The organism is Mycobacterium noviomagense (assembly GCF_010731635.1).
Taxonomy (GTDB): Bacteria; Actinomycetota; Actinomycetes; order Mycobacteriales; family Mycobacteriaceae; genus Mycobacterium; species Mycobacterium noviomagense.
This window is the reverse complement of sequence record NZ_AP022583.1, coordinates 227,712-252,489: the sequence shown is the minus strand read 5'-3', so window position 1 is coordinate 252,489 and position 24,778 is coordinate 227,712. Positions and strand designations below refer to the sequence as shown.

At 63.6% G+C, this 24,778-nt stretch carries 22 protein-coding genes and 1 pseudogene; 9 read left to right on the top strand and 14 right to left on the bottom strand.

Annotation, left to right across the window (positions count from 1 at the left end; genetic code table 11):
- The first annotated feature begins 35 nt into the window (after positions 1–35).
- From G6N15_RS00990 to G6N15_RS00980, 3 genes are read left to right on the top strand one after another with little or no spacing between them, the layout of a single operon-like run.
- Positions 36–4,910 carry an NAD-glutamate dehydrogenase gene (locus G6N15_RS00990; RefSeq protein WP_083084271.1) on the top strand — a complete coding sequence of 1,625 codons (4,875 nt, stop codon included), beginning with the start codon at positions 36–38 and terminating at the stop codon, positions 4,908–4,910.
- The gene (locus G6N15_RS00985; protein WP_083084274.1) at positions 4,907–5,323 is read left to right on the top strand and encodes an acyl-CoA thioesterase; all 417 of its coding nucleotides are present in this window, start codon (positions 4,907–4,909) and stop codon (positions 5,321–5,323) included. The genes G6N15_RS00990 and G6N15_RS00985 overlap by 4 nt, the downstream gene beginning before the upstream one ends.
- Positions 5,311–5,970 (top strand): hypothetical protein, encoded by a 660-nt coding sequence (locus tag G6N15_RS00980; protein WP_083084276.1) that lies wholly within the window; start codon positions 5,311–5,313, stop codon positions 5,968–5,970. Before G6N15_RS00985 ends, G6N15_RS00980 begins: the two co-directional genes overlap by 13 nt.
- Positions 5,971–6,024: 54 nt before the next feature.
- On the opposite strand, the gene G6N15_RS00975 is transcribed toward G6N15_RS00980, so the two are convergent.
- The 13 genes and pseudogenes from G6N15_RS00975 to G6N15_RS00915 form a co-directional block, all read right to left on the bottom strand.
- Positions 6,025–8,250, bottom strand: a complete 2,226-nt coding sequence (locus G6N15_RS00975; protein WP_163747886.1) for a DUF5632 domain-containing protein — start codon at positions 8,248–8,250, stop codon at positions 6,025–6,027.
- A complete protein-coding gene (locus tag G6N15_RS00970) occupies positions 8,247–8,642 on the bottom strand; it encodes a hypothetical protein (protein ID WP_163747884.1) in 396 nt (131 codons plus the stop codon). The genes G6N15_RS00975 and G6N15_RS00970 overlap by 4 nt, the downstream gene beginning before the upstream one ends.
- A 513-nt stretch (positions 8,643–9,155) precedes the next feature.
- Positions 9,156–9,779: a hypothetical protein gene (locus tag G6N15_RS00965; protein WP_179961771.1), complete on the bottom strand. Its 624-nt coding sequence runs from the start codon at positions 9,777–9,779 to the stop codon at positions 9,156–9,158.
- 78 nt (positions 9,780–9,857) lie between these two features.
- On the bottom strand, positions 9,858–10,823 hold the full coding sequence (locus tag G6N15_RS00960) for a hypothetical protein (protein WP_232070320.1): 966 nt from the start codon (positions 10,821–10,823) through the stop codon (positions 9,858–9,860).
- Positions 10,824–11,268: 445 nt separating this feature from the next.
- A complete protein-coding gene (locus G6N15_RS00955) occupies positions 11,269–11,829 on the bottom strand; it encodes a hypothetical protein (protein WP_179961770.1) in 561 nt (186 codons plus the stop codon).
- 5 nt (positions 11,830–11,834) lie between these two features.
- Positions 11,835–13,787: a putative alpha/beta hydrolase gene (locus G6N15_RS00950; RefSeq protein ID WP_083084284.1), complete on the bottom strand. Its 1,953-nt coding sequence runs from the start codon at positions 13,785–13,787 to the stop codon at positions 11,835–11,837.
- A 154-nt stretch (positions 13,788–13,941) separates the two neighbouring features.
- Positions 13,942–14,256: a DUF2563 family protein gene (locus tag G6N15_RS00945; RefSeq protein ID WP_083084287.1), complete on the bottom strand. Its 315-nt coding sequence runs from the start codon at positions 14,254–14,256 to the stop codon at positions 13,942–13,944.
- Positions 14,257–14,414: 158 nt separating this feature from the next.
- On the bottom strand, positions 14,415–14,867 hold the full coding sequence (locus G6N15_RS00940; protein WP_083084289.1) for a TIGR03618 family F420-dependent PPOX class oxidoreductase: 453 nt from the start codon (positions 14,865–14,867) through the stop codon (positions 14,415–14,417).
- 54 nt (positions 14,868–14,921) lie between these two features.
- Positions 14,922–15,512: a TetR/AcrR family transcriptional regulator gene (locus tag G6N15_RS00935; RefSeq protein WP_083084291.1), complete on the bottom strand. Its 591-nt coding sequence runs from the start codon at positions 15,510–15,512 to the stop codon at positions 14,922–14,924.
- 229 nt (positions 15,513–15,741) lie between these two features.
- Positions 15,742–16,192 (bottom strand): annotated as a pseudogene (locus G6N15_RS00930) (nitroreductase/quinone reductase family protein).
- A 12-nt stretch (positions 16,193–16,204) separates the two neighbouring features.
- Complete coding sequence (locus G6N15_RS00925) at positions 16,205–16,420, bottom strand: hypothetical protein (protein WP_179961769.1); 216 nt, start codon at positions 16,418–16,420, stop codon at positions 16,205–16,207.
- Positions 16,393–18,015, bottom strand: coding sequence for a glycoside hydrolase family 13 protein (locus tag G6N15_RS00920; protein WP_083084294.1), 1,623 nt, complete (start codon positions 18,013–18,015; stop codon positions 16,393–16,395). Before G6N15_RS00920 ends, G6N15_RS00925 begins: the two co-directional genes overlap by 28 nt.
- Positions 18,015–18,401 (bottom strand): globin, encoded by a 387-nt coding sequence (locus tag G6N15_RS00915; protein WP_163748240.1) that lies wholly within the window; start codon positions 18,399–18,401, stop codon positions 18,015–18,017. The genes G6N15_RS00920 and G6N15_RS00915 overlap by 1 nt, the downstream gene beginning before the upstream one ends.
- Before the next feature lie 167 nt (positions 18,402–18,568).
- On the opposite strand from G6N15_RS00915, the gene G6N15_RS00910 reads away from it, so the two are divergent.
- From G6N15_RS00910 to G6N15_RS00900, 3 genes are all read left to right on the top strand, one after another.
- Positions 18,569–19,207 (top strand): HNH endonuclease, encoded by a 639-nt coding sequence (locus G6N15_RS00910; protein WP_083084298.1) that lies wholly within the window; start codon positions 18,569–18,571, stop codon positions 19,205–19,207.
- Between the two features lie 104 nt (positions 19,208–19,311).
- On the top strand, positions 19,312–19,539 hold the full coding sequence (ctaJ, locus tag G6N15_RS00905) for an aa3-type cytochrome oxidase subunit CtaJ (protein WP_083084601.1): 228 nt from the start codon (positions 19,312–19,314) through the stop codon (positions 19,537–19,539).
- Entirely contained in the window at positions 19,526–19,993 is a 468-nt protein-coding gene (locus G6N15_RS00900; protein WP_083084300.1) for a DUF5130 domain-containing protein, read from the top strand. The genes ctaJ and G6N15_RS00900 overlap by 14 nt, the downstream gene beginning before the upstream one ends.
- 74 nt (positions 19,994–20,067) lie before the next feature.
- On the opposite strand, the gene pepN is transcribed toward G6N15_RS00900, so the two are convergent.
- Positions 20,068–22,629, bottom strand: a complete 2,562-nt coding sequence (gene pepN, locus G6N15_RS00895; protein ID WP_083084303.1) for an aminopeptidase N — start codon at positions 22,627–22,629, stop codon at positions 20,068–20,070.
- A 147-nt stretch (positions 22,630–22,776) separates the two neighbouring features.
- Here pepN and G6N15_RS00890 point away from each other — a divergent pair, with 147 nt between their 5' ends.
- Genes G6N15_RS00890 through G6N15_RS00880 form a run of 3 tightly spaced genes read left to right on the top strand, consistent with a single transcriptional unit; the run spans position 22,777 to position 24,728 of the window.
- Positions 22,777–23,388, top strand: coding sequence for an Rv2466c family mycothiol-dependent reductase (locus tag G6N15_RS00890; protein WP_083084305.1), 612 nt, complete (start codon positions 22,777–22,779; stop codon positions 23,386–23,388).
- A gap of 38 nt (positions 23,389–23,426) precedes the next feature.
- Positions 23,427–23,918, top strand: a complete 492-nt coding sequence (locus G6N15_RS00885; RefSeq protein ID WP_083084603.1) for a ribose-5-phosphate isomerase — start codon at positions 23,427–23,429, stop codon at positions 23,916–23,918.
- 3 nt (positions 23,919–23,921) lie between these two features.
- On the top strand, positions 23,922–24,728 hold the full coding sequence (locus tag G6N15_RS00880) for an Fpg/Nei family DNA glycosylase (protein WP_083084307.1): 807 nt from the start codon (positions 23,922–23,924) through the stop codon (positions 24,726–24,728).
- Positions 24,729–24,778 lie beyond the last annotated feature (50 nt).

Here is a 24,778-nt window from a genome sequence, read left to right as displayed (position 1 = left end):
GCGCTGGCCCGGGTGCTAAGGCAGGAGCATGCGGCATGACGGTCGACCCACCGGCTACCAGCCTGCATGGCGGCCTTCAAACGGGTATTGACTGGACGACATTTACCCGCGGCGAGGACGTTCCGGAGTGGATCACCAAGGCCTACGCCGACACCTACCGTGGCCCGCACGGCGACGAACCTGAATCGGGCGCGCCGTCTTCTGGGTCGGATACGCGCGAGCGGCCGTCGGCGAAAGCCTTGCTCAAGCCAAGCCTGCTGAGCGCCCACTACCGGCTGGGTCAACACCGCCGCGCCGGGGAAAGCCCGGTCGCGGTATACGCTTCTGACGACCCGGCCGGTTTCGGCCCCGCATTGCAGGTTGTCACCGACCACGGAACTCTGCTGATGGATTCCGTCACCGTGCTGCTGCACCGGCTCGGCGTCGCGTATGTGGCCGTCATGAACCCGGTATTCGAGGTCCACCGCAGCGCCGGCGGCGATCTGCTGAGTGTCGAGCCGAAAGCAGATGGTGTCAGCCCGGACGGCATCAATGAGACGTGGATCCACGTACAGCTGTCACCGTCGGTGGACCGCAAAGCTCTTGCACAAGCCGAACGGCTGCTCCCCGGCGTTCTGACCGACGTGCGGCGGGTCGCGACCGATGCGGCCGCCATGATCGCCGCACTCAACGACCTGGCTGCCGGGCTGGAAAGCGACCGCGATGGCCACTATCCCGGACCCGACCGCCACGACGCCGCCGCGCTGCTGCGGTGGCTCGCCGACGGGAACTTCGTGCTGCTGGGCTATCAACGCTGCCCGGTGCGCCACGGGACGGTGTCTGGCGACGAGGCCAGCGGTCTTGGCGTGCTGCGGGGGCGTAAGCGTTCCCGTCCCCGTCTGACCGACGACAACAAATTGCTGGGCTTGGCGCAGACCACGGTTGCCAGCTATTTGCGCTACGGCGCATACCCGCATGTCGTGGCGGTGCGGGAAAACGCGCAGGGCGGCGCGGTGGAGCACCGCTTCGTCGGGCTCTTCACGATTTCGGCGATGAACGCCAACGTGCTGGAAATCCCGGTTATCTCGACCCGGGTCCATGAAGCGCTCGCGTTGGCCGCACGCGATCCCAGCCATCCGGGTCAGCTGCTGCTCGACGTCATCCAGACCGTTCCGCGATCTGAACTGTTCGCGCTGAGCGCCGAGCAGCTGCTCAAAATAGCGACGGCCGTCGTCGATCTCGGATCGCAACGCCACACGCTGCTGTTCCTGCGCGCCGATCGGCTCGAGCACTTCGTTTCATGCTTGGTCTACCTACCCCGAGACCGCTACACCACAGCCGTCCGCCACGAAATCGAGCACATCCTGGTGCGTGAGTTCGGTGGTACCAGTCTGGAATTCGCCGCTCGGGTCAGTGAATCACCTTGGGCGTTATTGCATTTCATGGTTCGCCTGGCAGACAAACCCGGGTTGCGCGGCGTCGACACCTCAGAAGCCAACCGGATCCGTATTGAAGAACTGCTGACCGAAGCTACCCGAACATGGGCCGACCGGCTGATGAGTGCCGCAACCGGATCGGTTGCTCAACGCCTAGCCGAGCACTACGCGAGCGCCTTCCCCGAGGCCTACAAACAGGTCGTCACACCCGCCGACGCGATCACCGACATCGGCATCATCGAAGAGCTGACCGACGACTCGGTCAAGCTGGTGTTGTCTGAACACGACTATGACGACACCGCCCGGCTGACTTGGTATCTGGGCGGGCGGACGGCTTCACTGAGCCAGCTGCTTCCGATGCTGCAATCCATGGGCGTGGTCGTTCTTGAAGAACGGCCGTTCACCGTCACCCGGCCCGACGGACTGACGGTCTGGATCTACCAGTTCAAGATCACACCGCAGCCGACCGTCCCGCTGGCGCCGCCGGGCCCGGAGCGGGAGGCGACGGCGCGGAGGTTTTCCGAAGCGGTCACCGCGATCTGGCAGGGCCGTGTCGAGATCGACCGCTTCAACGAGCTGGTGCTGCGTGCGGGGCTCACCTGGCAGCAAGTCACCGTGTTGCGCAGCTACGCCAAATACCTTCGTCAAGCGGGCTTTCCGTACAGCCAGTCGCACATCGAATCGATAGTCAACGAAAACCCGCACACCGCAGCGTCATTGGTCGCGCTGTTCGAGGCACTGTTCGATCCAAACCCCTCTGGTTCGCCGAAAAAGCTTGACGCGCAAGCGGCCGTTGCCGCGGTGACCGCTGATATCGACGCGCTGGTGAGCTTGGACACCGACCGTGTGCTGCGCGCATTCGCCTCGCTGATTCAGGCAACGCTGCGCACCAATTACTTTTTGACGCGGGAAGGTTCAGCGCGCAGCCAGGGTGTGCTGGCGCTGAAGCTGGACGCGCCGCTGGTCGACGAGCTGCCGCTACCGCGACCCAAGTTCGAGATCTTCGTGTATTCGCCCCGCGTCGAAGGTGTGCACCTGCGATTCGGCCATGTGGCGCGTGGTGGGCTGCGTTGGTCGGATCGTCGGGAGGATTTCCGAACCGAGATCCTTGGTCTGGTCAAGGCGCAGGCCGTCAAGAATGCTGTGATCGTGCCGGTCGGTGCCAAAGGCGGGTTCGTCGTCAAACGGCCGCCGTTGAGCACCGGCGATGCCGCCAATGACCGCGACACCATCCGCGATGAAGGCATTGCGTGCTACCAGCTGTTCATTTCGGGGTTGCTCGACGTCACCGACAACGTCGACCACACCACCGGCGAGGTCAGCGCTCCTCCCGGGGTGGTGCGCCGCGACGGCGACGACGCCTACCTGGTGGTGGCCGCCGACAAGGGCACCGCCACGTTCTCCGACATCGCCAACGACGTCGCCAAGTCGTACGGCTTCTGGCTCGGTGATGCGTTCGCCTCCGGTGGCTCGGTGGGTTACGACCACAAGGCGATGGGCATCACCGCAAGGGGCACTTGGGAATCGGTCAAACGGCATTTCCGCGAGATGGGTGTCGACACCCAGACCGAGGACTTCACCGTCGTCGGGATCGGCGACATGAGCGGTGACGTGTTCGGCAACGGCATGTTGCTGTCCAAGCACATTCGCTTGCTGGCCGCCTTCGATCACCGTCACATCTTCCTGGATCCGGACCCAGACACCGCACGCTCGTGGGAAGAACGGCGACGGTTGTTCGAAATGCCCCGCTCCAGTTGGGACGACTACGACAAGTCGCTGATCAGCGACGGCGGCGGGGTTTATAGCCGTGCACATAAAGCCATCCCGATCAGCGACCAAGTGCGTGCCGCGCTCGGCATCGACGACGACGTCGGCGAGATGACGCCGCCGAATTTGATCCGGGCAATTCTGCGCGCGCCGGTGGACCTGTTGTACAACGGCGGAATCGGCACCTACATCAAGGCCGAAAGTGAGTCAGACGCCGACGTCGGCGACCGGGCCAACGATCCCGTGCGTGTCAACGCCAACCAGGTGCGGGCCAAAGTGATTGCCGAAGGCGGCAACCTCGGTGTCACCGCGCTGGGGCGCGTCGAGTTCGACCTGTGCGGGGGCCGGATCAACACCGACGCGCTGGACAACTCGGCCGGTGTCGACTGTTCCGACCACGAGGTCAACATCAAGATCCTGATCGACTCGCTGATCACGGCTGGCAAGGTCAAGCTGGACGACCGTACCCAACTGCTGGAGTCGATGACCGACGAGGTCGGCGAACTGGTGCTAACCGACAACGCCGACCAGAACGATTTGATGGGCACCAGCCGGGCCAACGCGGCCAGCCTGCTCAATGTGCATGAGCGGCAGATCAAGCAACTGGTCGCCGAACGCGGCCTCAGCCGCGAGCTCGAGGCGCTGCCATCGGAGAAGGAGATTCAGCGGCGTGCCGAAGCCGGCATCGGGCTCACCTCACCCGAGCTAGCGACGTTGATGGCGCACGTGAAGCTGGCGCTCAAAGACGAGGTGTTGGCCACCGACCTGCCTGACCAGGAAGTGTTCGCTGCCCGATTGCCGCGCTATTTCCCGTCTGTGCTGCGCGAGCGCTTTCGCCCGGAGATCCGCACCCATCAGCTGCGTCGCGAGATCGTGACCACGATGCTGGTCAACGATCTGATCGATGCCGCTGGTATCACCTATGCCTACCGAATCGCCGAAGACGTCGGCGTCAAACCCATTGACGCGGTACGCACCTACGTCGCCACTGATGCCATTTTCGGCATAGAGCAGCTGTGGCGGCAGATCCGCGCGGCGGACATGCCCGTGGCGACATCGGACCGGATGACGCTGGACACCCGCCGGTTGATCGATCGTGCCGGACGCTGGCTGCTGAACTACCGTCCGCAGCCGCTGGCCGTGGGCGCCGAGATCAACCGATTCGCGAAGAAGGTGGAAGCGCTGACGCCGCGAATGTCGGAGTGGTTGCGCGGCGACGACAAGGCCATCGTGGAAAAGGAAGCCCGGCAGTTCGCCTCACACGGGGCATCAGAAGAGCTGGCGTACAGGGTTGCCGCCGGGCTGTACCGCTTCAGCCTGCTCGACATCATCGACATCGCGGACATCGAAGACCGCGACCCGGCCGAGGTGGCCGACACCTACTTCGCGTTGATGGACCGTCTGGGAACCGATGGTCTGCTGACCGCGATATCGGCGCTTCCCCGAGATGACCGTTGGCAGTCTTTGGCGCGCTTGGCGATTCGCGACGACATTTACGCCTCCCTGCGGGCGTTGTGCTTCGATGTGCTCGCAGTAGGGGAGCCGGACGAAAGCGGCGAAGAGAAGATCGCCGAATGGGAGCACACCAGCGCGTCCAGGGTGGAGCGCGCGCGCCGCACCCTCATCGAAATCTACGAAAGCGGGGAAAAGGACTTGGCGGCACTGTCGGTGGCGGCGCGTCAGATTCGGCGCATGACGCGTACCAGTGGGCGAGGATCGTCCGGATGAGTGACAGCGGGTTCGTCGCGGCTGTCCCGGTGCGGTGGTCGGACATCGACATGTACCAGCACATCAACCATGCGACGATGGTGACAATTCTTGAAGAGGCGCGTATCCCGTTCTTGCGGAAGCCTTTCGAAACTGATATCACGACGATCGGTCTATTGATCGCCGATGTGCGGGTCAGCTACAAAGGTCAGCTGCGGCTGCTGGATTCACCTCTGCAGGTGACCATTTGGGTAAAGCGTCTGCGGGCAGTCGACTTCACACTCGGTTATGAGGTGCGCTCGGTCGAGGCGGCGCCTGAGTCGAAGCCGGCTGTGATCGCCGAGACGCAGTTGGCTGCAGTCCATATCAAAGAGCAGCGGCTGGTGCGCCTGTCGTCGCATCAACGGGAATACCTGCAGCGGTGGTCGCGCTAGCCGAGCGGGGACTCTGGGTCGACCCAGTTCACCGCAAAGACTTGGCCACGTTCGTCGACCGGGCGTTGCGCCTCGACGAGGCTGCTGTCATCCGTCTACGGGCTCGCCCCGGGGGCTTGCTGACGGCCTGGGTGGCAACCGGATTCGACGTTTTGGCCAGCAGGGTGGTGGCCGGCACCGTGCGGCCCGACGATTTATCCGCCGGCGCAGACCAATTGGCGCGCGGGCTTGCGGCTGTGGATAGCTCGGGCCATGTCGATCCGGGCTTTCCGATGGACACTTCATGGCGGTGGGCGTTGCCGCCGGAGTCGGGCTTCACCCACCTCGACGACGTACCGGCCCGGGTGATGCTGGATTTGGCGCAGCGCGGCGCGCGCCTAGCGAAGGATCATGGCAGCTCTCACGGTCCGCCGGTCTCCTTGCTCGACCAGGAGGTCGTCGCGGTCAGCTCGGGTGATATCAGCGTTGGGATACCCATGCGATGTGTATTTGCTTTGACGGCAATGGGATTCCTGCCGCAGTCTCCGGAAGCTGTCGAAGCGGACGAGATTGTGCGAGTGCGGATTCTGCCGTTCTGGTTACGGATCGACGCTCGCTTCGGATCGGTCTATCGCCGTCGCGGCGACCCAGCGCTGGTATTGCGCTGAGGGACTTGTTTGCGGACGACGAGCGGTTCGCGAGATTGAGGGGAGTATCAACGATCATCGCCCGACCCTTGCCACTGATGTCTCGCTGAGAGCTAAAAACCAGGACAAGTGATAATTGGCCGCGTTTTTGTCCCCCGCGACGAGCGCGTCAATCGCCGCCAATAACTGCCAATTTCCGAGCAATACCGCGTCAACGCTGTCTGGATAGGACTCGAGTACCTTCTCTCGAAAGTTAACAAGTTGTTCGTGCAGCAGGTCGACTTCTTGTTCGAGCACGCCTGTGCCACGGGTAGCAGCTTTCGCCAAAGTGTGTGCCAATTGGGGCAACCCGTCACGCCAGTGGGTGGCGCGATTCAGCTCCCAGCCCAGTTCTTCAATTTCCGGTCCACGGCGCGGTCGCGGTGAAGTCGGTACCGGCTCGTCATCGTCCTCGGGTACATGGTGGATCGGTGAATAGCTTGCAGCGACGGTGATTTCGCCCAGCAGCGCTTCCAAGTCGCCGTGGCGGCGCGCCGGTTCTAGCAACGTGACCGCCGCCGGCAGGTCGATGTCCGGAGGAATCCAGCCGCAAGCGAGATCGGTCACCAACACCGTAGTGCCATCAGGGCGATCCCCGGCCGCCCAGGCCAGCGCAGGCTCCTGACGCGCCACAAAATCGACCAGACGCTGCAAACGCGCGCGCGCTGTCGCTTCGGCCGATGCGGCGCCGGCGACCGCCCCGCCGCCGGAAGCCACGGCAGCCTGGGTCCCGACGCCTGATGGTGGTGATTGCGAAGGAGCTGATGTGGTTGGTTGCCGCACCACCGCGGGCTGACTCACACCGGCCTGGGCCCCGGCGGGATGCGTCGGCGCGCTACCCGGCGCCGCCGGTGTCGGCTGCGGCGCGCTTGGTGGGGCAGATGGCGCCGTAGCGGCGGTAGTTGGAGGTCGAAGATCGGCCCCATACGCCTGGAGCGGCCCTGCCGGCGGGGTCGGCGCGGAAGGACTCACTGTGGGTGGAGGCGCGGCCATAACTGGTGGCGCCGCCGGTGGCGACGGATGCTCGACCGGAGGCGGCGTCTCAAAAGCCGCGGCATGCGCCGGTGCTCCCGCCCCTGCCATCGGGACCGTCGGTGCCGCCGGAGGACCTTGAGCCACCGGCGCTTCCGTCGGACTTGGTGGTGGCACGGCGTTGGCAGCGGCGGAGGCGGGCGCGCCGGATTCGAGCCCAGTGTTGAAGCTCTGCATCAGATTGGCCGGCGTTAAGCCTTGAGTCGGACCGGTCGGCGGGGCGAGTGGAGCGCCCGACAGTGGCGTTGCTGGATTACCCGGTAGCGAGGGCATGCCAGTGCTCGGCATCGACGGGGCGCTTGCAGAAGTTGTCGGGACGGTAGCGGCGGGCATTGCTGGAGCCGCCGGGATGCCGGCCGCCGGTGGAGTAGCTGGTGCAGGCGCCTTCCCTGGATTAAGGCCAGCGGCTATCTGCGGTTGATTCATGACGCCCATAGTCGAGCCGCTTGCCCTCGGCGATACGGCTGATGTGGTTACCGGTGATGACTGCGCTGGAATCTGAGGTTCCGCTGCAACGCCCATGCCTGAACCGGGGACGACTGGCGATTCCGCCGGTGGAGAGGCCAGCATTTGCGGTTCGTTGGCAATGCCCATCGTTGACCCGGGCTTGTCGAGCATTCCCCGGACTTGGTTCGTTAGTTCTTGTTGGTCGTCGGGTTGCCGATACATCTGGCTCATATTGAGACCGTGAGTCTGGGCGAATTCGCGAGCCGACTGGCCCTTTCCCTGCGCATCCATGATGGACTGCACCGCGTCGAGAACATTCTCGCCGTACTTCGCCGCGGCAAGATTGGCCAACGCTCGATACTGATGTATTGTAGCGACAATCTGTGTCACCTTGATTTCTTCGGGCTCCTTTGAGTTCTTGATGTTGTTGATTTCTTTGTTGCCTTCTTCGGCCAAACTGGTCAGCTCCTGCCGAAGCGTCTCCATACTGTCGTGGGCACTGCTAAACGCATTTTTGTACACGCCAAATTTGTCGGCGAGCTGGCGATCATGCTCGGCACCATGACGATAGGACTCACGGGTGTCATCGGCAGTTATGCCTTGCTGTCCGTCGTCGGATAACGGACCGGCGATCGCTTGCAAGAGTTGGTTCTCATGGTCATGGTAACTAGCTTGAAGTGCTCCCCAATGAGCCGCACCAGCGCTAAGGGCAGCCATTGCCGGGTCAGTCGGCCATTTGTCACCGATGAGAACCGCTGACCATTCACCAGGCGGAAAACTCACTTGCACAATCCTTCAATTGTAGCTGTTGTTTCGTCGCCGGAGCGTAAAAGCGGTTCCGTTTCGGAACTACTGGCCTCGGCGAGGTAATCAACCGTGAGCTCCTGGTAAATGCTTGCCATTCTACGGATCTCATTTGCAAGGTCTGGAGGTGTTGCCGGTTGTTCTGCAAGCTTTGTCAGAAGATATTCGCCGCCGACATTGAGCGCCTGTCGCCCGCTAGTCGCAACGGCAATAACGGCGGTAGGGTTGTCACCGCCACTCCGGCTGTTGTTTACAGCCACCGCCCGATGCACCTTGTCGAAGGCACGACACACAGCTGACTTGGCATCGGCAATCTGTTGACCGGAATAAGTCGGCGGAGGTGGCGAGGAGGCCGGCTTGTTCTCGGGCAACGGCCGAAACCAGGTGCCAACTGCGACCGCTCCGACCGCCGTCAGCACAATCCCGAAAACGACCATCGTCCATCGCGATGGCCGTTTCGACGAGGACGGCGCGATTGGCCATGAGGGTGGCGCAGGCGGTCCAGAGGACATAGGAGGCAAGCTCGACATGCCTGGATCGTATCGCTCATCCACGGTTGCTGTAGTCACCCTTGGCTGAAGCGAGCGATCACCTGTCACAACACAACAATCGCTAAGGGCATCACCATGACAACTTCGGAATAGCCGTCACTTGGCATCCGCGGCCGCCCTGAAGGCTGCTTCAATGAGTAAAGATTGGTCCAATCAAACGCGATGAAAGGCGGAATGGTCAGCACGGTGTCGCCTCGGCGCGGTTAACTAACAAGCGATAATGCCGATAATAGGCCGGGCTTTGGAAGTGGAAGCGCAGCCCGGTTTACGAGCGGTGACGTGACTCAGCGTATTAGCGGCCTGCACGATGATCGTATACATCAACCCTATTTACTATCGCGATAGGTCACAGCACTTCGGCGGTGACATCAGTGGGGACGGGTCGTCGTGCTGATGATCGGTCATGTTGCGGCATTCGCCGTAAAGGTTAACCCGCCCTTTACCTGGATTGGCTGCCAGTGGCGCAATTTCGGCCATCACGCCATCCTTGTCCAGTCTCGTCGGGCCAAACTTGTACCGCTTATTTAACTGCCAACCTACGGTTGTCATCGTTGACGCGATCGCCTGAAAATACGCATCGCTATTGGTGTCCGGCGGTAGGTCGAACACAACTTGCAATGAGCCCATATAGGGCGGGTCGCCCTGGTCGTTACATGAGCTGACGTCGAAACCCGCACGGACGCCTTGGAGTCGAGCGGCGGCGACAATCTGCTTGGCGGCGTCGAGGACTTGCGCCTTGGCCGCTTCGTCGCTGAGTGGCTGGGCGGGATGGTCTTTTGAATCGTCGCCAAACCGTTGGGATTGATGTTCCACGGAAACGCAACCGCTTAATAGCAGCGTAGCCGCGATCAGCGCCAGAAAAGCGCGACCCTTGCGCTCGAAACGGTCACAGTTTTGGTGGTTGTCCACGATGGAGTTGGGTGCGAAACCCCACTCCGGGTCGAGGATGCTGGACAAGCATCATCCACTTCCTCGGAGCTCTAGCCGCTGCTGGCGTCGGGTGTAACGCTGTCACGGTTAGCCGTAACCGGCGTGTCAACGGGTTTGGTCGGCGTTGTCGTCTTCGGCCTTTTGCTCAGGCAGCAGAATGCGCCGACTGGCGACCGGCTTGCCTTCCACCCGCTTTGTCACCTCGGGCGTAGTCGGCGTTGTGGTGATCCGCCCCTGCACCGGGCCGCCGTTCTTCACTGTCGGCGGGACAACCCGCTTGGTGTCGGGCTTCTCGTCCTTACCGGATGCACCGCCACCATGCATCGCACCCGGAGGCATCATCGGCATCGCGCCCATTCCGCCGCGCGCCGGTGTGGTCGGCTCGGGCGGGCTCGGCGGTGGCGGCGGCGTAGTTGGCGACGACATCGGAACGGTCCCAGCTGACGGCGCCGGTGGCGGCCCGAGCATCGCGGCCGGCGTCGTTCCTCCTAAACCACCACCGGCGCCCCCACCTGCAGCGCCGAGCCCTCCCTCACCCGCGCCGAGGGCGCTCTCGGCGCCAAGCAGCTCGCCGGGTAACGCCTCAGCAGCGGCAGCGCCACCTCCGGCGCCGTGTTGTAGTGCACCCATGCCCGCCTGCATAGCTTGCTGGCCAACCTGCGCGATCTGTTGCGGTATCTGGGACAACGGGTTCATCAAACCACCGAGGGCGCCAGCGATTGATTGTGCGACGCCGGTAGCCATCTGCGGCATCTGCTGGGCCATCTGCATCATTTGGTTGGGGTCATTCCCGACCGCAGAGAGCTTGGCCGCCGATTCTTCTTCATTGGCAGGGAATTTCGTGACGGCGTCGTTGACCTTTTGCTCGCGTTCCGAATATCCGGCCTGCGCCTCGGAGTTGTCGGTCGGAACACTTCCATTGGCAGCTAAAGGGAGCAAGCCCAGCAATGCGTCCATGGGCGAGCCAGGGGGCGGCACCGGAACTGGCGCGATTGGTGGTGGCGGCGTGTTCGCCGCGCCACCTTGCACGTATCCGGGAACATCGGCCTTTAACTGATCGCCGAAACCCATTCGATGTCCTTTCGCCCCGTTTTCCGTATCTCAGCGCCGGAAACCGGGAACTATCCTAGTTCGTTGCGGTGTCGTCACGCTCAGTGATTTGCTGGCCCCCACCTGAAGCTGGGCTTTAATCGGGGGGCATTGGTGGGGATGTGGGTGGGCATCACGCTGCCGCCGCACAGTGGATCTTTGCAGGCTCGCTCTGCTGCGCACAAACCCCCACGGGGTATCGGTTTCGGGCTGTGGTGTGCGGCGGTCGCGGCAATGGGTGGGCGCGCCGCAGTGCACGGTCGCCGCCGAGCCCAGCGATCCGTCGTAAACGAACATCGCGCCCCCTAGGTGAGCTGGGGATGAGGCTAGCCAGCGTGACCAGGGCGGTCAATTCAGCCGGCCCGGTCAGACCTGAAAGTGGCGTCGCACAGCCTTTCCCGAGCTGTCGGTTTAAGGGTGCGGGTTGTCAGAGGACTTCGCTGGTCACGTCAGTGGAGTTGGTTTTGCCGTCATGGTGATGGTCGGTCATGTTCCGGCATTCGCCGTAGATGTTGACGCGTCCTTTCCCGGGATTGGCAGCAAGCGGCGCGATTTCGGCGGTGACGCCAGCCTTCTCCAACGTCTTCGGTCCGTACTGGTAACGCCTATTCACCTGCCAGCCGGCATGCGTCATCGTTGAGGCGATGTGCTGAAAGTATGTGTCGGCGTTGGTGTCCGCCGGTAGGTCGTACACAACTTGCAGCGAGCCCATGTAGGGTGGGTCGCCTTGGTCATTGCATGAGTCGAACGCGAACCCGGCGCGCACACCCTGGAGTTGCGCAACAGCGACTATCTGTCGAGCGGCGTCTACGACTTGCGCCTTGGCTGCGTCGTCGCTCAGCGGCTGCACCTGATGACTCGGCGAATTAGTACTAGTTTGATGCGGTTGATGCTCCACAGAGAAACAGCCTCCTATTAGCAGCGAAGCGGCCAGCGCGGCAACGATCAGCGCCAGCAGTTGGGTAGCCCTCACGTTTGAATCTGTCATGGCCGTTAATGGTTGTCGACGACCGAGTTGAGTGGGCGGTCCCATTCCGGGTCGATGATGGTCGCTGTGCCAGGCACCGGCACGTCGATATGCGGTACGTGCACCTGACCTAGGCCGGGAATGTTGACATGGTCGGGAGTTGTCATGTGGGGTTGGTGCCGGTGCCCGGCAATCAGATTCTCGGTCGTTAGTCTTTCGCTGTGCCCGGAAGCGATATCGCCCATCGCTGCTAATGATTCACTGTGCTGATGATAGTAGTGCGAGTGATCGGAAGGGTTGATCCCATCTGACCCGGGAACCTCCGCTCGGAAGCGGATGGAGCCAAAGTTATCGCTGGCCGGGTCGGTGCCCAGGCCCGCCAACGGTCCAACCGGGTGGCCAAATCCATCGTTGACCCAATCGGGCAAGTGGCCGGTTTCGCCGATCCAGCTGATGGGGTCGGTTGAGGCGTCGCCGACATAGACATGCCCGCCGTCGAGGCGGAAGTCACCGGCATTACGCGCCAAATCGGTTCCAGGGCAACCTAACAGCACCGCATCGTTCGCGTGCATGCCGCTGTTTGCGAATGCGTCGGCGACGGTCGTCGACCCGTAGGAATGGCCAAGGACTGTGACATGCTGCGGGGTGCCGGCGTCATGAGTGACCCACAGCCCGTTGACATCGTGGGCCAGCAATTCACCTCCTTGATGCGCCATCCACGGTGTACCGACCTGCGACAAGCTGTGCGGATCCGAAATTGCCTTTTCCCAATTGTTCATGTCTGCGACGGGAGCGTCGTAGCCCATCCATGCCATCACCGCAGTCGGGTGAGTCGGATCGGCCGCGTTGGCTCGTTCGTAGAGGTTTAGAGCATCATTGTGACCGTCGGTTAACCATCCGCCCGAAACACTGGAGTTCGTACCGGGCACGATCACTGAGGTGTTCGCGGCTTTGTCCGGATTGCCGATGGAGATTGCGGTGCGGCCCTTGCCTCCAAACGCGGTGGGGTCGTACGCGAACAGGTAAGTCGGGTAGTCGCCGTTCTTACCGGCGTCATGTTTCAGGCCTTCATCGGTTTTGACGGCGTTCTGGTAGCGCAAGATGTCGGTGGCCGAAAGCCCATACTTCGCGGGATTCTTGTAGACGTCGTTGCCGGGATTCTGAAGATCTTGAGCCGAAATCCCATATGGGCAAACGGCATCCATAACCCGATTGATGTCGTCGTGCATTACCGCTTCGTTGATACCGCTGCGCACTTCCACCGGAATGCCATCAAGGTTGCCCAGCTCCGGCGGATGTTGATCCCTCAAGAGGCGCTTTTGCTCGCCGCTGAGCGAGTCCCACCAGCGTTTGACGTCTTCGGGTTTGGTGTCCGATGGTGGGATCAAAAGCTCGTCGACCCCTTTGATCTCCGCCGGATCACCACCGTCGGTTCGTAAATGGGTCAACCCATCGCGCAGCGTGTCGGAATAACCGTCGCGGATTTGCCGGAGCTGGCCCAAGGCAATCTTCGTGACCTGCACGGCTTCATCGCAAAGACCATCGGGACCTTGGTGGTTGGCGAGTGCTTCACCAACCTCGGAATCGATTACCTCGAGATCGTGGTCGAGAGCCGAGATATACCAGCTGGAGGACCGCTGCGCCTCGGCGAGCGTAGCTGCGATGGTCTCCAGATCCGCGCCGATCTGGGACAATTGCGAACCTTGCAACCGCAGGGTTTGGGTTACCCGCTGCACCTCGGCAGAGTCGTTGATCGGGTGCTCGCCGCTATCGCGATTCCATGCCTTCTCGAAGCGCTGCTTGGCCTGATCGAATGCAACGTCGGCCACATGCGTGGACTGGCCCGCGTTATGAAACGCCTGCCCTAACGAAGCAATCTGGCCAACCCGACCGCTTTGCAAGCTGTCATTGATCGCCCACGGATCACCGCCCGCCTCAACAATCAGCTGCTCGACGTTTATGTATCGCAGTTGCGCCATCGCTGCTCACTGCACCCGCGCCGTCCAACTGGCGTCGCGAAGTCCCCAACGTTACCTGAGCACTCCCAACATAAACGCACCATCCGTGGGGCGCCGCTTCGGAGACACTGGAATTGGCTTCGCCGCCGACCGCGGGCGACCAGCTCGCCGATGCCTATATTTCGGAGCTGCATCGCACCGCTCGCCACGTTGCTGCGTTGTGCTTTTCCATCTCGCTGAAATCCGCTGCAGCCGTGCGGGCCCTCCCGTCGACGTCGGTCAGGGCCTCCTTATGAGCTCGCAGTCTGGCCGTGAGATCGGTGTGCGCTCGGGTCACCGCATCGCAGAACGTATGCGCAGCGTCGAAGTTGCCGAACATCCCGCTGACCGGTGACGTCCCCGCCAGGTGATTGGCACCGTTGTCGGCATGCTGGCCAGCCCGGTGCGAATCGTCGGCTCCCGAGTGCAGCAATCCGGTGTTGACGTACATCACGACCCTTTCCCGAACCGTCTGTTAAGGCTAATACGTGGTGTTTGCCCGTCAATTCACTTCGTGGTCTCGGCCACCCGGCCACTGTGGAGCGCACTTCTGCTTTCCGTATCGGCAAGCGTCAGTCGGGCTGTACCGACCTCGGAGGCCGAACGGTACTAGCGAGCTTCCGGATTGGAATAGATTCGGCTCGGGGCGATCAGCACGGCGGCTCGCCGTTCTTCAGCCATCACCCGGTCGTAGGTATCCCAGTCGTCGTGGGTGCCACCGGCGGCCTTAAAGACGTTGCGCAACAGGACTCTCAGAGCTTCTCCGTCGACGGCGGGATGCGAGTCGTCCGGGCCGATAATCTCGGCGGTTCCGTCGACGGCTCCCCATTGCCAGCCGGCGCGAGCGACGATGCTGACCCGGGGATCGGCGCGCAGGTTACGTAGCTTGCGCGAGCCGCCAATAGCCACCAGTCCGACGACCTGCGCGCCGGTCAGCGGGTGCGCCAAGACGCCGGCGTTGACCACCGACGCCTGGATACTGCCGTCGCTACGCAACGTGCTGAACACACATAGTCCGTGATCTCTCGACGCCAGTTCGGCGAAGGAGGAAAGATCGGTCACGATCGGGTGTCCTTTCCACTATCAGCGAGCAAAGTCGCGGGCGCTGCTGACGCTTCAAATCGCGTCGATCCATTTCTCGATACGCCGCGCTTGACGGGTCATGAGATCCGGTTCCCGCAGGGCGCTAGCAAGAACTGCGCTGCCTTGGTAGAGGGCAACCAGTTCGACCGCGAGGTCGTGCGCATCGCGGCGACCCATCCTGCGGAACTGCTCCTCGGCCCAATCAATCGGAATCTGCATCAGCGGCCCGGCAGGCGGATCGGATCCACCGGACCGCTTTGCCAGCTCCGAGCACAGCGTCCCGTGCGGGCAGCCATATTGGGCGATCGAGTCCCGCCGGTCGGCCAGCAGCCTGACCAGTCCCTTGAGTCGAGCCTTGGGGCTGCGATGCCGGCGCTCTAACTCGGCCAGTGCTGATTCCATCTCTTGCGCGCGGGTTCGCACGACCGCGGCGACGATGTCGTCTTTGGCCTTGAAGTAGTAATACACGTTGCCCACCGGGACATCGGCCGCTTGGGCGATGTCAGCCAGCGTGGTGCGTTCCACGCCTTGGCGGTGCACAAGCTCAAGTGCGGCGGCTACCAGCCGTTCTCGCTTACCGGGTGGCGTCGCGTGGGCGTTCCCGCCACGCACTGAGTCAGTCATCTCACTCAGAAGTATAGACAAAGATCGCCGATCGCAATAGGTAGTTAACTAACTAACTCGCTGCTAATCGGTAAGCTTGGCCGAATGCGACGGCGAGCTGCCGGAGTGGACCACAATGCGCACCGCATGTCGCCGAAAACCGGAGTGGGCCACGTAATATGCCGATCGCGTCCCGCGAGTCATCTGTGTTGCAGCGTGGTGAGCAACGCCGGTCCACCGGATGATGCTGTCAGCTCTCCGGGATGGGCTCGAATCGGAAAACCGCGATCCGCCCCGCGAGTGCCTCGACTTCGTCCGGGGTGCCATGCCGGACCAAACCAGCGTGTTTGAGAAATCCGACGCCGACCGGTACTTCGGCGGGGAAGGCGCGCAGTACCGGGCCGGCTTGCTCGGCGTCGAGTTCAACCAAGCTTTACCCGCCGCGACTTCCGGCCCTTGCTGAGAGTTCCGACACCGGCAGCGCGCGCATTACGCACCCAATCAGCGCCCGGAAATCCGGCCACAGCGTAGAGGTGGCCGCCCAGGTTGAACGGGGTCATCGGCGTGCTGCGCGGCAGACCGCTCTTGCGGCCCGGCACCGTCAAGATCATCGGAGGTCCCGTTGGAATCCCAAGTTTCTGAAGCGCAATCATCAGTTTGTTGGCCGGTTTAAGCCCGCGCGGAGGTTTGGGGTCGGTCATCATGTGCCTCGCTCAGCCCAGGTGTGCCGATAACAGCCAGCCGGCAACCGAGACGCGGCCATCGGGTTCATCTTTGAAGTCCGCGCCCATCAGCGCCGACAAATCCGTCGCACCTTGCGGCGCACTGGCGTACAGGCGGGCGGGCTTGATCTCGTCGATCACCCAGTACTTGCCCACCACGTCGCAAAGCTCGTCTGCCGTCACCGCATTGGCCGGGCCGTTGGGCATAGCCGCCTTATCGAAGACCAGCACAAAGTGAGCCAGGCCGCGGTGTTCGGCGGCAACTTCCCATCCGCCAAGTCCGCACTGGCCACAAGCAGCTCACCGTCGGGCAGCGTCAGCGGACGATGGCCGGCGTTCAGCGCACAGATCAGGTCGCCGCTTCTGAAGATCAGCGCGTCGCGCGGCGAGGGCAGCCAATCGATGCGGCTACCGCTGAATTCGGAACGGGCCCGGCGTAATTGCAATATGCGCCGGAAGAACGACAGCGTCGATTCGCTATCCCGAAGCTGCTTTTCGACGGTCAGTGCTGCCCATTCTGCTGGCATCGGCAGCCAGGTGTCGGAAGAACTCGAGAAGCCGAATGGGGGAGTGTCGCCGCTCCACGGCAGCGGCACTCGGCAGCCGTCGCGGCCGCGCTCGGTGTGGCCGGAGCGCTCCCAGGTCGGGTCCTGCAGCACCTCGTCAGGCAGGTCCACGTCGGGCAGGCCCAGCTCCTGGCCGTTGTAGATGAAAGCCGCGCCCGGCAGGGCGAGCATCACCATCGCCATGGCTCGCGCCCGGTCCAGCCCCACCTGGCCGCCGCCGTAACGGGTGACCTCCCGCCCGACGTCGTGGTTGGCCACCGTCCACGTGGGTGGAACATCTTCGATCGACGCAGCCGCCAGTGTGTTCTCGATTGCGTCGCGAAGCTCGTCGGCGTCGAATTCTGCTTGCGCCAGACGGAAATTGAAACCCAGGTGCAGTTCGTCAGGTCGCAGGTATTCGGCCCACCGGGTGTTGTCGTGCACCCAGATCTCGCCGATGGTCACCGCGTCGGGGTAGTCGTTGACGACCGCGCGGATATGGCGATGAATCGCATGCACATTCGGGTGGTTGAACCGCGGGTCGCGGTCTTTGTGACGCAGCAGCCGGTTGTCGACGGATTCCATGTCGGGTAGCCCCGGCGGCTTGGCCATGCCGTGTGCGACGTCGATGCGAAAGCCGTCCACACCGCGTTCCAGCCAGAACCGCAGCGTCTTCTCCAGATCGTCGAATACCTCCGGGTTGTCCCAATTCAGGTCTGGCTGCTCGGCGTCGAACAGGTGGAGGTACCACTGGCCGGGATTGCCGTCGGGTTCGACCACCCGCGTCCAGGCCGGCCCGCCGAAAACCGACTCCCAGTTGTTCGGCGGCTTCGATCCGCGCGGCCCGCGCCCGCCGCGAAAGATGTAGCGGTCCCGCGCAGCGCTGCCCGGACCGGCTGCCAGCGCGGCCTGGAACCACTGATGCTGCGAACTGGTGTGATTGGGCACCAGGTCCATAGTGATCTTGATGCCTCGTCGGTGCGCCTCCGCGATCAGCCGCTCCGCCGCTGCCAGCCCGCCGAACAAAGGGTCGATGTCACGGGGATCGGCGACGTCGTAGCCGTGGTCGGCCATCGGGGAGACGGTGACCGGATTCAGCCAGAGCGCGTCGACGCCGAGCAGCTTGAGGTAGTCGAGCCGGGCCACCACCCCGTCCAGGTCGCCGACGCCGTCACCGTTGCTGTCGGCGAACGAGCGCGGATACACCTGATAGAAAACCGCATGCGCCCACCACGGGCGGTCTTCAACCCGGTCCATCAGAACGGCGAGTTGACCAAGGAGTGCGCGGCCATTTCCAAGTAGTCGAGCAGTTCTTTCCGGTGCTGGTCGTCAAGGGTCTGGGAGTCGATGGAGGCGACGGCGGTGTGCATGCAGCGCAGCCAGGCGTCACGCTCGATGGGGGAGATCCGAAACGGCATATGACGCATCCGCAACCGAGGATGGCCGCGACGTTCGGAGTAGGTTCGCGGACCACCCCAGTACTGCTCGAGGAACATCCGCAGGCGTTCCTCAGCGCCCGAGAGGTCTTCCTCGGGGTAAATCGGTCGCAGGATCTCGTCTTCGGCGACCAATTCGTAGAAGCGCCCCACGATCGCATGGAAGGTTTCCGCGCCGCCGACGGCGTCGTAAAAGGACTGTTGCACCGGTTCCATCCCCTCCATTGTGGTCTATCGTCGGCGGCTTACGGCGCGCGGCAGTGTGGACCGAGTCACATCGGCGGCACTCGATGTTCACCGATTGACCAGCGCACACCCACCGAATTGGCGTGCGATCTGGGGCGAATCATGGTGGACTGTTCGGCGGAGGACCTATGGCGCAGCGCAAGAAACGCCGCCACCGCAGTTCCGCGGCGGGGCTAACCGAGCCAGCGACCGGTTCCTGCCTGCACAGCGTCGATACCCGTCCACCCGTCCCGCACGATGGTGCATCGATCTGGACCCGGCGGCGAGTGCTGCTGCTGAACTCCACCTATGAGCCGCTGACCGCGCTGCCGCTGCGCCGGGCCATCATCATGCTCATCTGCGGCAAGGCTGACGTCGTGCACGACGACCCGGCCGGGCCGGTCATTCACTCCGCGACCAGGTCGATCGCCGTTCCGTCGGTGATTCGGCTGCGCTCCTTTGTCCGGGTGCCCTACCGGGCCCGCATCCCGATGACCAGGGCCGCGCTGATGCACCGCGACCGGTTCTGCTGCGCCTACTGCGGCTCAAAGGCCGACACCGTCGACCATGTGGTGCCCCGCAGCCGCGGCGGTGACCACTCCTGGGAGAACTGCGTGGCCTGCTGCTCGACCTGCAACCACCGCAAAGGCGACAAGCTGCTCGCCGAGCTCGGCTGGACCCTGCACCTGGCGCCGATGCCGCCGAAGGGCCAGCACTGGCGGCTGCTGTCCACAGTCAAGGAACTCGATCCGGCCTGGACCCGGTACTTAGGCGAGGGTGCCGCCTAGCCCGGACTAGCTCGGCGACGATGCAGAGCGCGTAGCGCGATGAGGAGGAGCCGGGCAATCGGACTCAGCACTCACGATGGGATACGGTTTGCGTCGTGAGCATGATGGAGATCCACCTCTACGTCGTGGGCATCCCGCTACTGCTGGTGGTCGTGCTGGCGGCACTGATCTGGTCACGCAAGGGACCCCACCCGGCGACCTACCAGCTATCGGACCCCTGGACGCATCCGCCGATCCTGTGGGCCGCCACTGACGAGGACGTCGGCGGCGTCCACCACGGACACGGCAGCTCGGAGTTGAGTGTTGGAGGTGGCGCCAGTGGCAGCTGGTGAAGTCGCGACCATCGAACCCGCGGAGTTGCCCAACGGATGGGTGATCACCGCCAGCGGACGGCTCTCCGGGGTCACCGAGCCCGGCGAACTCTCGGTGCACTACCCGTTCCCCAACAAAGACCTCGTCAGGCTCGACGATGCGCTGACCTACGCATCGCGGTTAGCGAAGGCCCGGCTCGCCATCTACATCGGTGACCTGGGCAGCGACACCGCCGCCCGGGCACGCGAGATCCTGGCCAAAGTGCCCACACCGAATAATGCGGTGCTGATTGCCGTTTCGCCGGACCAGCACGCGATCGAGGTCGTCTACGGCTCACAGGTGCGTGGCCGCGGCGCAGAGTCGGCGGCACCCAAGGCCGTGGAGGCCGCCGCGTCGGCGTTCAAAGAGGGCAACCTAATCGACGGGCTGGTGAGCGCGGTTTGGGTGCTCGGCGACGGGATCACACCGGCCTGAGGTCGAGATTGCGGCCATGGTTGTGATTATTTGCTTGGGCTCACGACCATAGCGGCGATCTCAACGAGAAGAACTCACTCCACGGCGTCGAACCGCCGAGCTTTCAGCGCCCGCTCGACCCCGGCCCGGCCCTCGAGCACCAGCCGGCGCAACGCTGGCGGCACCTCGGGATCGGCCAGGAACTCGTCGGCAGCCGCCAAGCCGTCGTCGCTGATGTCCCACGACGGGTACAGACCGATAACCACTGTTTGCGCGACTTCGCTTGATCGCCGGGCCCACACCCCGGGGATGGCCGCGAAATAGCGTTCGGTGAACGGCTTGAGCAGCTCGCCCTGACCCGGCGCAGTGATCCCGGCGATGATCGAGCGCCCTGTGACGTTGGGCAGCGTGTCGTCCTCGACGACCGTGGTCCAGGCGTCTTCCTTAACCCGCAGTTGCGGGCGTGCTGCCGAGGCTTGGGCGCCGTGGCGCTTGCCGGCTGCGGTTGGATCGCGTTGCACTTCAGCGTCGATCACGTCGGTGTCGACTACCCCGGCGGTAGCCAGTGCGGTCACAATGCGCCAGCGCAGATCCGTGTCGACCACAAGACCGCGCAGCCCATAGTCGGCCGGATCGGCCTCCAGTAACCCGGCCAGCACATCGGTGTGGCGGCTCGACAGCACAGACGAGCACAGGGCGTTGACGAAGGCCAGCTGGTGATCCGATCCGGGCTCAGCGCCGCGGGCCAGCTCCAAGAGCCGGTCTGCAAACGCCGGCCAGCCATGTTCGCGGGCCCAGCCCGGCTCGGCGTAGGAGCCGAGCGCGGTCTGCGCCTGCATCAACAGCCGCTGGGCCACCCCGATCTCGGTCTCGGCTTGAACACCGCGCGATACCAGCGCCACAAAATCGCGGGCTTTCAGCTCAGCATCGCGGGTCATCTCCCATGCCGCCGACCAGACCAGCGTGCGCGGAAGCGGCTCGGCGATATCGGCGATCCGATCCAGCGCGGTCTGCAGCGACTGCGGGTCGAGACGAAGCGAGCAGTACGTCAGGTCGTCGTCATTGACCAGCACCAGCTGGCCACGCGAAACACCTTGCAGTGCTTGGACTTCGGTTGTCGGACCGGCGACGTCGAGTTCTTCGCGGCGGACGCGGACCAGCTTGCCGCTGCCGTCGTCGTCGTATATACCGACCGCCAGCCGATGCACCCGCGTTTCACCCGCGCCGGGCGCGGCACCGCTCTGCTCGATCGCGAACCGGGTAAACCGTCCGTCGGCGTCGACATCGAAATCAGCGCGCAGCTTGTTCAGGCCGGTGGTCTTCAGCCACTGCCGGCCCCAGTTGGACAGGTCGCGTCCGGACGCCTTCTCCAGTGCTTTGAGCAGGTCGTCGAACGTCGCGTTGTCGAAAGCGTGGGTGTTGAAGTAGTCACGCAGCCCAGCCAGGAACTGCTCCAGGCCGACGTAGGCCACTAGCTGTTTGAGCACACTGGCGCCTTTGGCGTAGGTAATGCCGTCGAAGTTGACTTCGACGGCAGCCAGGTCGGGAATCTCAGCGGCCACCGGGTGCGTCGACGGCAGCTGGTCCTGTCGGTAAGCCCACGACTTCTCGGCGTTGGCGAATGAGGTCCACGCTTCGGTGAATTCGGTTGCTTCGCTTAGGCATAGCACCGAGGCGAAGGTGGCGAAGGACTCGTTGAGCCACAAGTCGTCCCACCACCGCATCGTGACCAGGTCGCCGAACCACATGTGCGCCATCTCGTGCAGCACCGTCTCGGCGCGTCGTTCGTAGGACGCCCGGGTGACCTTGCTGCGGAAGACATAGTCCTCGATGAAAGTGATCGCGCCGGCGTTCTCCATCGCGCCGGCGTTGAACTCCGGCACGAACAGCTGGTCGTACTTGCCGAACGCGTAGGGCACGCCAAAGTGCTTGTGGTAGAAGCCGAATCCTTGTTTGGTTTGGGTGAACAGGCGCTCGGCGTCCATGTATTCGGCGAGTGTGGCCCGGCAGTAGAGGCCTAACGGGATCTCGCCGTGCTCGTCGGTGTAGGTGTCGGTCCACTTCGCGTAGGGTCCGGCGATCAGCGCCACGAGGTAGGTGCTCATCCGCGGCGTGGTGGTGAACGTGTGCACGCCGTTCTCGACGCTACTGGCGGCGGCGTTGGAGATGACCTGCCAGTGTTCGGGTGCTCGCACCGATAGATCGAAGGCGGCCTTGAGGTCGGGCTGGTCGAAGCAGGCGAACATGCGCTTGGCGTCGGCGGTTTCGAACTGTGAGTACAGGTACACCTCGCCGTCTACCGGGTCGACGAAGCGGTGCAGGCCCTCGCCGGTGTTGGAGTAGCGGCAGTCGGCGTCGACGACAAGCACGTTGTGCTCGTCTAGGCCGGTGAGCGCAATGCCGGTCGATTCGTCGTAGCCCGAGACGTCGAGCTCGCGGCCGTTAAGGGTGGCGCGATGAACGGTGTCTGCGGCGATATCGATGAAGGTGTCGGCACCGGCCAGCGCGTCGAACTCCACCGTGGTGGTCGACCGGAAGGTGCGCTCACTGGGCCCGCCGTCGCCGTCGGTGAGATCGAGGCTGATGCGGTATTTGTCGACGGTGACCAGGGCGGCGCGTTCGACGGCTTGGTCACGGGTCAAGTTGGGAAGTGCCACGGGTCTAAACCTATCCCGGCGACGATGCGGAGCGCGTAGCGCGATGAGGAGGAGCCGGGCAATCAAGTTCGAGCCCGGCGGGAACAGTTCCACGGCGACTACGGTTGTCCTGGACGGCTGTGCCGACCGTCGATGAGAGGACCCACTATGCCCGAGAAGTCAGTCGCCGATTTCTGGTTCGATCCGTTGTGCCCGTGGGCCTGGATCACCTCGCGCTGGATCCTCGAAGTGGAGAAGGTCCGCGACATCGAGGCGAACTTCCATGTGATGAGCCTGGCGATTCTCAACGAGGGCCGCGACGACCTGCCCGAGAAGTACAAGGAGGGCATGAAGAAAGCGTGGGGGCCGGTGCGGGTAGCGATCGCCGCCGAGCAGGCCCACGGCGCCGAAGTGCTCGCACCGCTGTACACCGCGATGGGCACCCGCATCCACAACGAGGGCAACAAGGAGCTCGACGACGTCATCAAGCAGTCGCTGGCGGAGGTTGGTCTGCCCGCCGAGCTGGCCGAAGCGGCTGAGAGCAACGCCTACGATGAAGCACTCCGCAAGAGTCACCACGCGGGGATGGACGCGGTCGGCGAGGACGTCGGCACGCCGACCATCCACGTCAACGGGGTCGCGTTCTTCGGGCCGGTGCTGTCGAAGATCCCGCGCGGCAAGGACGCCGGCAAGCTGTGGGACGCGTCGGTGGCCTTCGCGTCGTACCCCCACTTCTGGGAGCTGAAGCGAACCCGTACCGAGCCGCCGCAATTCGACTGATGGCCGCGTAGGCCGAAGCTTCCGGCACAATGTCGGGCATGCGCGTCTACTTGGGTTCTGATCACGCCGGCTATGACCTCAAGCAGCAGATCATCGAGCACTTAAAGAATTCTGGGCACGAGCCGATCGACTGCGGCGCGTTCACCTATCAGGCGGATGACGACTACCCGCCGTTTTGTATCGCCGCCGCGACCCGCACGGTGGCCGACCCGGGCAGCTTGGGCATTGTGCTGGGTGGGTCGGGCAACGGCGAGCAGATCGCTGCCAACAAAGTGCCAGGCGCCCGGTGTGCCCTGGCGTGGAGCGTCGAGACCGCGACGCTGGCACGCGAGCACAACAACGCCCAGCTGATCGGCATCGGCGGCCGCATGCACACCGTTGGGGAGGCGCTTGCCATCGTGGATGCCTTCTTGACCGCACAGTGGTCGAAAGCCGAACGGCACCAACGTCGTATCGACATTCTCGACAAATACGAACGTACCCACCAACCCCCGCCGCTGCCCGGCGCTGAAGCCCCGACGGCGGGCTGACCGTTGCCCGAAGGGCACACGTTGCACCGGCTAGCACGGCTGCATCAACGCCGTTTCGCCGGCGCGCCGGTCGCGGTGTCGAGCCCGCAGGGCCGGTTCGCGGGGCAGGCCTCCGCTGTCGACGGCCGGGTACTGCAACGCACCAGCGTTTGGGGCAAGCACCTATTCCACCACTACGTCGACGGCCCAACCGTGCATGTGCACCTCGGTCTGTACGGTCATTTCACGGAATGGGCCCGTCCGCCCGGACTCGCGATGCCGCCACCGGTAGGGCAGGTGCGGATGCGTATGGTCGGCGCCGAATACGGCACCGATCTACGCGGTCCGACGGTGTGCGAACTGCTCGACGATGCCCAGGTCGCTGACGTCGTGTCGCGGCTTGGACCCGATCCGCTGCGCCGCGACGCGGACCCGGCGTGGGCCTGGACGCGGATCGCCAAGTCCCGCAGGCCGATCGGCGCACTGCTGATGGACCAGACAGTGATCGCCGGCGTCGGCAACGTCTACCGCAACGAGCTGCTGTTTCGACACGGCATCGACCCCTACCGGCCCGGTCGGACGATCACCGACGCGCAATTCGACGCGGCGTGGCGAGATCTGGTGGAGCTGATGAAGATTGGCCTGCGCCGCGGCAAGATCACCGTCGTGCGCCCCGAGCACGACCACGGCGCACCGTCATACCTGCCGGACCGACCCCGCACCTACGTGTACCGCCGTGCCGGTGACCCGTGCCGCGTGTGCACCACCACAATTCACACTGCCGAGCTGGAGGGTCGCAATATCTTCTGGTGCCCAACATGCCAACGGTGAAGATGGCATCCGGCTAACCCTAGCATATTGGCAGCACGTTACCAGGAAGC